The sequence below is a fragment of the Vibrio sp. 1069 genome, from assembly GCF_033340555.1.
The window spans coordinates 1-507 of sequence record NZ_JAWOWP010001002.1 but is presented as its reverse complement, the minus strand read 5'-3'; the positions used below and the strand labels follow the sequence as shown (position 1 = coordinate 507).

Here is a 507-nt window from a genome sequence, read left to right as displayed (position 1 = left end):
AAACATGGTGAAGTTATCGAAGACAGGATCTATAACCAGAAAGACTTCGACAGAACTATGGTCATCGATGAGCGAACAGAACTTGTTGCACAGACCATCACCAGCTACCTCAAACGCACCGACCCGATGGCGAAGACCATTGTGTTCTGTAATGACATTGACCACGCAGAGCGTATGCGTCGAGCACTAATCAACTGCAACCCTGAGCAAGTTGCTAAGAATGAAAAATACGTAATGAAAATTACAGGTGATGATGAAATCGGCAAAGCTCAGCTTGATAGCTTCATCAACCCCAAAAAGGCTTACCCTGTTATCGCAACCACCTCAGAACTTATGACAACAGGTGTCGATGCAAAAACGTGTAAACTGGTTGTTCTTGACCAGGGCATTCAGTCGATGACTAAGTTTAAGCAGATCATCGGGCGCGGTACTCGTATTGATGATCGTTACGGAAAGCTGTGGTTTACCATTCTCGACTTTAAAAAGGCGACTGAACTGTTCGCTGAT

1 protein-coding gene is annotated in these 507 nt (G+C 44.8%); it reads left to right on the top strand.

The window, feature by feature from the left end; all coding sequences use genetic code 11:
• A partial coding sequence (locus tag R7040_RS30275) for a helicase-related protein (protein WP_318098165.1) occupies positions 1-507 on the top strand: 507 nt, incomplete at both ends.